Source organism: Streptomyces sp. NPDC058307, assembly GCF_042880295.1.
Lineage (GTDB): Bacteria > Actinomycetota > Actinomycetes > Streptomycetales > Streptomycetaceae > Streptomyces.
In genome coordinates this window covers 1-7,449 of record NZ_JBHVYZ010000127.1, presented here as the reverse complement: position 1 = coordinate 7,449, position 7,449 = coordinate 1, and the positions used below count along the sequence as shown (strand labels likewise).

The following is a 7,449-nucleotide window of genomic DNA, read 5'->3' as shown; positions in this document are numbered from 1 at the left end:
CGGAAAGCAAAAGGGTCCACCGAATCCGTCGGCGGACCCTCAAGAAAGATCGAGGCTAGGGGCGTGGACGCCGCCGAGCCAGACGGCTGTGGCGACTTTGCCCGGGAGTGGTGACGACCAGTCACAACACGAACGGCTACTGACCCGCGAGGCCCGACCGGGACCACCGCGCCGACGGCCCAGCGGGCTCGAGGAATGACCCCAGTAAAGGCTTTTTAATCTGAGAAATACCTATATTCCTCTGAGAGTTCACGCCATGGACACCTATCGTTCCGCGGGCTAGCGTGATCAAGAACCACCACATCAGGTGAACGATCAGCAGAGGAATGATGCAGTTGCGTGAGAGAACCGAGAACAGCGGGACGCCCGCCGTCAGTCGTCGCACTCTCCTCCGAACCGGTTCAGGCCTGGCGGCCGCCGCTGCAAGCGGCGGCCTTTCCATGTTTGCGGCCCAGTCGGCTTCCGCTGTCGTCGGGACGTCGCAGCGCTTCGTTCTCGGCGGGGACGGCGGGAATTTCTTTGTGAACGCGCCGCTCCACCAGCCCTACTGGGCGATGCAGTCCTTTGCCTTCGACCACGTCTACGGCCACATCTACTACGTGCAGACGAAGGTCGGCAGCGTGAACGGGGATCTCTGGGTGACCAGGACCGACCTAACCGGTCGGGTCCTGGGCGCCATGGCGATCCACGGGTTCGACCACGGCTCGAACATAGCCATCGAGCCGGACACGTACGGATCCCCGTATATGTGGGTCCCCGGCGACTGGAGCGACCCGCGTCCCGACGACCCCCAAAGCGGGCCCAACAGCCACACCATCGCGCGTTTCAAATACGTCGATGGGGGCGACCTCAGCTACGCAGACTCGGCGGTCAGGAAATTCATCATCCACCTCTCCGATTTCTTCGACTGCCCGAGACCGGCCATCGATCCCTACAACAACCGGATTCTCCTGCGGTACATGGGAACTACCACCCCGTGGCGCCTCGCGCTCTTCGATCTCCCCAGCGTCCTCAGCAAGGGCTTCGTCGACGACGTCCCGCTGCCCCGCCTCGCCGCCCGCGAACTCCCGAGCAACAGCGATATCGGCCTCACCGAAGACGACCATTTCCAGGGCGTCACCGCCTACGGCCAGTACGCCTACCTCCTGTACGGAGGCCCACCGAAGCACACCACAGACCCGGCCAAGCCGTCCTACCTGGTCACGCTCGACATGAATGCCACCGGGAAGTCGTACAAGGAAATCTTCCCAACCCACGCGGGTGACACCGTGCTCCCTGGCCGCGAGCCCCAGGGAATCGCGATCTACCGCTCTCCGAGCGGGCCCCAACTCGCGTTCGGCTTCTCAAGCAAATACGACAGCGATGACCCCGTCCAGTACCGGTCGACGATCTTCTACAAGAACCAACTCACGAACTGACCCGCATCAATTACGACAACCTTGAAGTCGCGCTCGTCCGCAACGACAGCGCTCTGCACGGGCTGACCGTACAGAACCTCACGCGGGCGCGGCCTTCCAGGTGTTCGAGGCCAACGCAATGCGCCGGCCGGACGAAGTCCGCGATCCGGCCGCTGTCGACCGCCGCACGAGCCGCCCTGACCGACCCCGCCTCCCGCACCACGAGCGCGCCGTACGCGACTTGTGGGATGTCCTGGCTTCCTAATGCTGTTGGCAAGCCGTTGGAGTCCAACTCATGTGCCAGGTGAGTACGAGGGTCATGTGCTCACCTGGCGTCCTCGGCTCCGGCCATGTCGTATTCGTCGATGTCGAGTTCGGCTCCGGTGACGCTAAGGAAGTCCAGGACGTTGCGGTCCAGGTGCCAACCCAAGAGGCTGGGGGCATCCACTGCGCTCGGATGGGCTTGGTCGATGTCGTTGAAGTAGCGCACGACGTGGAGCGCTGCTCCGCCGCTGGTGCGGGCCAGCTGCCCCGTGAGGTCGCAGATGCGGTCCGTGTAAGGCTGGAGCCTGTCGAGAACGCGGGTGATCTGCTCGTCGACGCGCAGACCCGGCTCCCGGCAGACAACCATCCACGAGTGGTCCACCGGAACCACCGCCGGCTCGGTGAACCGGCTGCCGCGAACAGTCACCTCGTCAGGCGTCATGCCCAATTGGAAGGTCATGGCGTCTGCCGAGACGTGCCGGCTGAACAGTGCGAAGTATGCGTACTGGCGAAGTGGCATCCCGTGGAGGATAGCCGCGCTGGAAGTGGGCCGACCGCGATTATGCGTGCCCAGCAATCAGCCCGCCTCGCTGGCCGGAGGCGTGACCTCATAGCACCGTCGGTCACGGATCAGGGCCCAGATGAATTGATGCGTCGGCGGGCCAGGGCGAGCACGGCCTGGATGTGCTTCTTGCCTTCGGCGCGTTTGCGGTCGTAGAACTCCCGCGAGTTCGGGTCGTAGCGGACGCTGACGAGCGCGGAGGTGTAGAAGACCCGCTGGAGTCTGCGGTGATAGGTCACCGGTCGGTGGAGGTTGCCGCTGACCTTGCCCGAGTCGCGCGGCGCGGGTGCGATGCCGGCGGAAGTCTGCCAATGCGTCCGGAGAGTCGAGTCGTTGGCCACCCGCCGCGACAGCAGCGTCTTGCCGTCCGCGTCCAGAGCGAGGCCGTGATGGTGGCCCTTGCCGCTGTCGACCCCCACCCATATCCGGCTCATCGCTCTCCTGACGTGCTCGTTCCTTACTCCTCGTGCCATGGACGACCTCGCCGGCATTGCTCTACGCAGCGACTTGTTCCCACTTCCTAATCGGCGGCCGAGTCGTCGTGGGGAACCAGGCGGCCAAGCCATCAAAGCCATGACCGGCAGCTGCCTGATAGCCACACCCGGCTCTCCTGGGCCTCCTCACCCTACGAACGGGAGGACAGACCCGCCCCAGAAAGGTAGAGCTGCCTGAACCGGTGACCACACGTCGAGGGACCGCTGTGCGTCGCACGTCCTGTCATTTCGGACACGCCCGCTCCAGGCGCAGCAGATCGGGTGCGGACCAGCGGGGTCGGCTTCATGGCCGGGTCCCAGACGCCTTGCATGGAAGCACGCCTCCTTGTGGTCGGCGTCGGCTATACCGGGATGGATCCGATCACACCTCGCCCGCTGTAGTCGAAGGAGTCCACTGCCTCATGACCGACGCCGCGAACGCCGCCTCCGCCAGCCGCGCCAATCGTGTGATCACGATCGTCGCCGTCGTCATCAGTCTCGCCTTCACCGGCTTATGGATCTTCATCTCCGTCCCTCAGCTCATGGACTTCATCGGCGACCGGGACATCACCGCGCCGCTCCTCCTAGCCATCGCCGTCGTTGCCGGTCCCGCCCTGTTCTGGTCCTTCATCGGTCTCGGCTTCGGCATGAGCGTGCTGGGCTGGGCTGCCGGGCTCGCCATCACCGGCATCTTCATCAGCCTCACCTACGGGTCCCTCGCCGCCGCTTCCGACGGCCACGGCTTCACCTACTGGCTGTTCCTCACCATGCTCGTCGCCTGCAACATCGATGCCTTCTGCGTGACTCCCTATGTCCTCGTCCGCGGCACAGTCGGGCGCCGCCGTTGACCCGTCGCGTGCTCGTTGGCGCCTGGGCGGATGTGGCCGGAGAACCTTGGAGAGCTGACCCACGCGTCGCGGCGCGGGCCAGCCCTCCCGGGTCAGTTCCTGCCGACGGGACGGGCGTCCAGCGCCATACGCAGGCGCCCCGCGATGGACTGGTACCGGAGGACGAAGTTGGGTCCTGCAGTTGGCCGGGTTCGGGCAGCTGCTTGTGCGGGAGGGGCCGGCGCCCGGCGAGCGACCAGCCCAAGGGGCGCCGTCCAGCGCGGTTCATGTCCCAGTCGACGCCCGCCAAGGTAGTCCGCGTCGACGGGCAGCTCCCAGCTCGACTGCCAGATCACCCCGTCCAAGACGATGGGGAGGTGCGGGGATCCGAAGAGGAAGCCCAGACAGCGCTCGCGCAGAACCGCCGAGCACGAGCCGGGCCAGGACCGGGTGATCTTCGAGGGCGTCGCTCGGGGCGCCTGTCGGTGGCCGGGCTGATCGCGATACGGCCGGGCTCCCGCACCCGGCTGTGCCACCGTCTGCGCACCCACCCCGCAGGCAAGGGCAAGCGCCGCAGCATGGGTGAGCGGGACTTCATCGCGCTGGTCGACGGCGTCCACCAGCTCGTCAAGGCGCCGATCGTGCTGGTGTGGGACCGTTTGAATACCCATGTCTCCCACGCTATGCGTGAGTTGATCGCCGACCGTGAATGGCTGACGGTGTTCCTGCTGCCCGCGTACTCGCCCGACCTCAACCCCGTCGAGGGGGTATGGACGCACGTCAAACCCAGTCTGGCCAACCTCGCCGTACTCGCCCTGGACCGACTCGAAGCCCTCGTACGCAACCGGCTCAAACGACTTCAGTACCGGCCAGACACCCTCGACGGCTTCATAGCAGGCACCGGCCTGACCCTCGACAGTCCAACCTCACCCTGACCGGCCGAAGTCAGTAACCGGATCGAGACCCCCCGGAAGTGCAAGCCCGAGTCGTCGAGGGGCCTGGCAGACGGCCACGGGCGGCGATCTGCGCTTCCCGGAGGCACTGGGGAAGCGACTGCTCGGGTCGGGCCTCATCGAACGCTGCCTCGCCGGCTGCGCGCGGTTGGTCCGGGCGAACAGAGTCTGATCTACGGGAGATGCAACGGAGGCGAGACGGGTCCGGCGGACACGGTGGAAATGACATTCCGCTCGGCCCGGACCAGGTCACGGTGAGCATCCGCAGCGCCGCGCGGGTGCGTCGAGGAGACCGCCGTCGCGCCCGCCGACCGGGAGAGGACGACGCTCGCCGCGGCGTGGTGGCGCTGCCGGTGATCACCCAGGGCTAGCAGATATATTTCGTAGCTCGATATATGCTCGACCCATGACACGGCAGAACCCGTCCTTGACGGAACCGCAATACTTCATCCTTGCTGCGCTCATGGACGGACCGTTGCACGGATACGGCATCATCAAGGCTGCCGAGCAGGCCACCGACGGGCGGCTCCGGATTCCTGTCGGCACTCTCTATGGCGCGCTGGAGCGGATGGAGCGGGCCGGGCTAGTGGCCGCCGGCGACGAGGAGATCGTGGACGGACGGGCGCGGCGCTACTACCGGCTCACCGAGGACGGCACCGCGATGCTCGGCCGGGAGGCGCTGCGGATGCAGCAGGCGGCGGCCGTCGTCATCGGACGCTCGCGGGATGCCGGAGCGGCCCCGGCATGAACCGTCTGCTGCTTGCGGTCTATCCCGAGCCCTACCGCTCCCGGCAGGGACAGGAGTTGCTGGCCTGCCTGGCCGAGGCGTATCCCGGCCGCTCCTGGCCCCCGCCGCGGGAAGTCGTCGCCTTGGCGCGTGCCGGGGTGCAGGCCCGTGCCCGTGCCGTCGTCGACGACACGGCCCGGCCGTGGTGGCTGGACGGCGTCCATCTGACCGCTCTCGTCCTCGCCGCGCTGGCGCTGGTGCCGTACCTGCAGGATGTGTGGCACTGGGCACTGCACATCGATCCCGGCCGGCATGCCATCGCCTTCCACTTCTCCGGGTGGTACCCATGGGCGCAAGGGCCCACGCAGACACGGCTCCTGCCCTACGGGCTGCTTCCGCTGCTCTGCCTGATCGCCCTGCTGCGCGGCAAGCCGTGGATCGCGCTGCCTTCCGCAGCAGCGATGATCTACGCCGGTGCCACGTTCAACAGCAATACGATCTTCGGCGACGAAGGCAAGGCGGGCCTGGGCTACTACGGGCTGGGCGCCCCGATCACGGCCCACGACCTGGTGCTGTCGGGGGCACTGTGCACCGCGTGCGCCGTGCTGGCGGTCTCCCGTTCTGGCCGGCTGCGGCGCCACTCGTACCGCTGGCTGGTCCCCGTCGTGCTCGCCATGTTCGTGGCCGGGGGCCTGCACATCATCTCCATCAGTCCGGCCTTCCAACGCGGCCTGTTCACCCTCGAAGTCGCCGCGCTGATCGCCGCGTGGATGGCGACGGCCGCCACCGGGGACTACCGGTGGCTGATCCCCGTCGCGGCGTTCGCGTTCATCCGCACGCAGGCGATCGTCATCCGGCCGAACGGGTTCATGCAGTCCCTGCCGGACCTGGTCGTCCTCCTCCTCCTGATCGCACCCCTCCCGGTCCTGGCGATCGCCGCACAGCGTCGACAGAGCCGGGCACTCCTCGAATAGGAGCAGATCTTTGGTGCGCCGGCCGGGCCTGTCGGCCCACCGCGTGCCAGAAGAAGCGCGTGACCACACTCCCCCCGAAGAACAGAGAAAGCGATGACTCAGCAAGATCCCTCGGCCCTGTCCACACAGCCGGACACCCCCGGCCAGGTCCCGGGAATCACGGCCGAACCCCGCCTCTCGCGGACCATACGACCTCGGGTCTCAGCTCCGCTGTACCTCTTGGGGCTCCTGGCGGTCTACCTGATCGCGGTCTGCAACCCGTTCGGGCAGCGGGCGGAGAATGCCCTGTTCACTGAGGAGGCCGGAGCCAAACCGGCATGGATCTACGACTGGTCGGGGGCGGCTTACGGTTCCTCGGGTCTGCCTCCGCTGGACCAGAGCGCCACGCCGACCCTGATCGTGGGTATGGCGGTCATCGTGGGCGTCACCCTGGTCCGAAGGCGCTGGTGGCAAGGCTGCGCGGCGGCCGGAGTCGTCATGGTCACGCTCGCGGGCACGCAGGCAGGCAAGATGTTCCTGCCCCGCCCGGACCTGGTCGGGGCGCGTGTCAGCCTCGTCGACTCGAGTTTTCCCAGCGGGCACACGGGCATTGCCGCCGCGCTTTCCCTCGGCCTTGCCCTCATCGCTTCCCCCCGTGTCCGCCCCTACGTGATGGTGACCGGCATGCTGTGGCTCACCGTCACCGGTGGCGCCGTCCTGGCCACGTACCAGCACCGGCCCAGCGATGTACTGGGTGCCACTCTGCTGGCCTGCGCCTGTTACAGCCTCGCGGCCCGGTTGCTGCCACCGGCGGCCGACGCACCAGGCGTCATACGGCGTCCTCGTGCGCTGCCGGCCATAGCCCTGGCACTGGCAGCGGCCGGCGCGCTCGTCGCCGGCGCGCGGGACGACTCCGTCACACAATCGCTGGTCTACGCGGTAACGGCCTTCCTGTGTGCCTCCCTATTCTGGTACACCGCAGCGGAGGGGCCCACACAGACCGCACGCCGCACACGCCCCACACTGGGCTGACCACCCGGCCGGCCCCGGGCGGGAACCGGCGCATCCTGGCAAAGCGGCGGTCCGACGCCACCGCCCAGTCGAAGAAGCCGTCGACGCCCGAGCGGGGATGCGCCCCCGCCCGGCGTGTCTTCCCGTGTCCAGTCAACAGGCCGGGGCCAGCCGGCGCAGCAACCGGACAACACATCACCACAGGGCGAACGTTGCCTGATGCGGCACTAGTGTCCTGAGTCGCTAATTCGTGTGCAGTATGCGGCGAGGGTGTCGAGGATG

At 67.2% G+C, this 7,449-nt stretch carries 7 protein-coding genes and 1 pseudogene; 6 read left to right on the top strand and 2 right to left on the bottom strand.

Features of this window, described 5'->3' with window-relative positions; genetic code table 11:
- The first annotated feature begins 335 nt into the window (after positions 1 to 335).
- Entirely contained in the window at positions 336 to 1,418 is a 1,083-nt protein-coding gene (locus ACFVYN_RS40735) for a hypothetical protein (protein ID WP_390007841.1), read from the top strand.
- 304 nt (positions 1,419 to 1,722) lie between these two features.
- Here ACFVYN_RS40735 and ACFVYN_RS40730 read toward each other — a convergent pair whose 3' ends face one another.
- Both ACFVYN_RS40730 and ACFVYN_RS40725 read right to left on the bottom strand, forming a co-directional pair.
- Positions 1,723 to 2,181, bottom strand: a complete 459-nt coding sequence (locus ACFVYN_RS40730; protein ID WP_390007840.1) for a DUF4279 domain-containing protein — start codon at positions 2,179 to 2,181, stop codon at positions 1,723 to 1,725.
- A gap of 57 nt (positions 2,182 to 2,238) precedes the next feature.
- Positions 2,239 to 2,522, bottom strand: a pseudogene (locus ACFVYN_RS40725) (transposase); the annotation flags it as partial.
- Between the two features lie 596 nt (positions 2,523 to 3,118).
- Here ACFVYN_RS40725 and ACFVYN_RS40720 point away from each other — a divergent pair.
- From ACFVYN_RS40720 to ACFVYN_RS40700, 5 genes are all read left to right on the top strand, one after another.
- Positions 3,119 to 3,544 carry a hypothetical protein gene (locus ACFVYN_RS40720; protein WP_390007837.1) on the top strand — a complete coding sequence of 142 codons (426 nt, stop codon included), beginning with the start codon at positions 3,119 to 3,121 and terminating at the stop codon, positions 3,542 to 3,544.
- A gap of 464 nt (positions 3,545 to 4,008) precedes the next feature.
- Complete coding sequence (locus tag ACFVYN_RS40715) at positions 4,009 to 4,458, top strand: transposase (RefSeq protein ID WP_390007834.1); 450 nt, start codon at positions 4,009 to 4,011, stop codon at positions 4,456 to 4,458.
- A 424-nt stretch (positions 4,459 to 4,882) separates the two neighbouring features.
- Positions 4,883 to 5,224, top strand: coding sequence for a PadR family transcriptional regulator (locus ACFVYN_RS40710; protein WP_390007833.1), 342 nt, complete (start codon positions 4,883 to 4,885; stop codon positions 5,222 to 5,224).
- Positions 5,221 to 6,177 (top strand): hypothetical protein, encoded by a 957-nt coding sequence (locus ACFVYN_RS40705; RefSeq protein WP_390007832.1) that lies wholly within the window; start codon positions 5,221 to 5,223, stop codon positions 6,175 to 6,177. Before ACFVYN_RS40710 ends, ACFVYN_RS40705 begins: the two co-directional genes overlap by 4 nt.
- A gap of 219 nt (positions 6,178 to 6,396) precedes the next feature.
- The gene (locus ACFVYN_RS40700) at positions 6,397 to 7,188 is read left to right on the top strand and encodes a phosphatase PAP2 family protein (RefSeq protein ID WP_390007829.1); all 792 of its coding nucleotides are present in this window, start codon (positions 6,397 to 6,399) and stop codon (positions 7,186 to 7,188) included.
- Positions 7,189 to 7,449 lie beyond the last annotated feature (261 nt).

What these genes read in the sequence shown, in the direction of transcription:
- ACFVYN_RS40730 (WP_390007840.1), bottom strand. Translation starts at nt 2,181, where the DNA reads ATGCCACTTCGCCAGTACGCATACTTCGCACTGTTCAGCCGGCACGTC.
- ACFVYN_RS40720 (WP_390007837.1), top strand. Translation starts at nt 3,119, where the DNA reads ATGACCGACGCCGCGAACGCCGCCTCCGCCAGCCGCGCCAATCGTGTG.
- ACFVYN_RS40710 (WP_390007833.1), top strand. Translation starts at nt 4,883, where the DNA reads ATGACACGGCAGAACCCGTCCTTGACGGAACCGCAATACTTCATCCTT.
- ACFVYN_RS40705 (WP_390007832.1), top strand. Translation starts at nt 5,221, where the DNA reads ATGAACCGTCTGCTGCTTGCGGTCTATCCCGAGCCCTACCGCTCCCGG.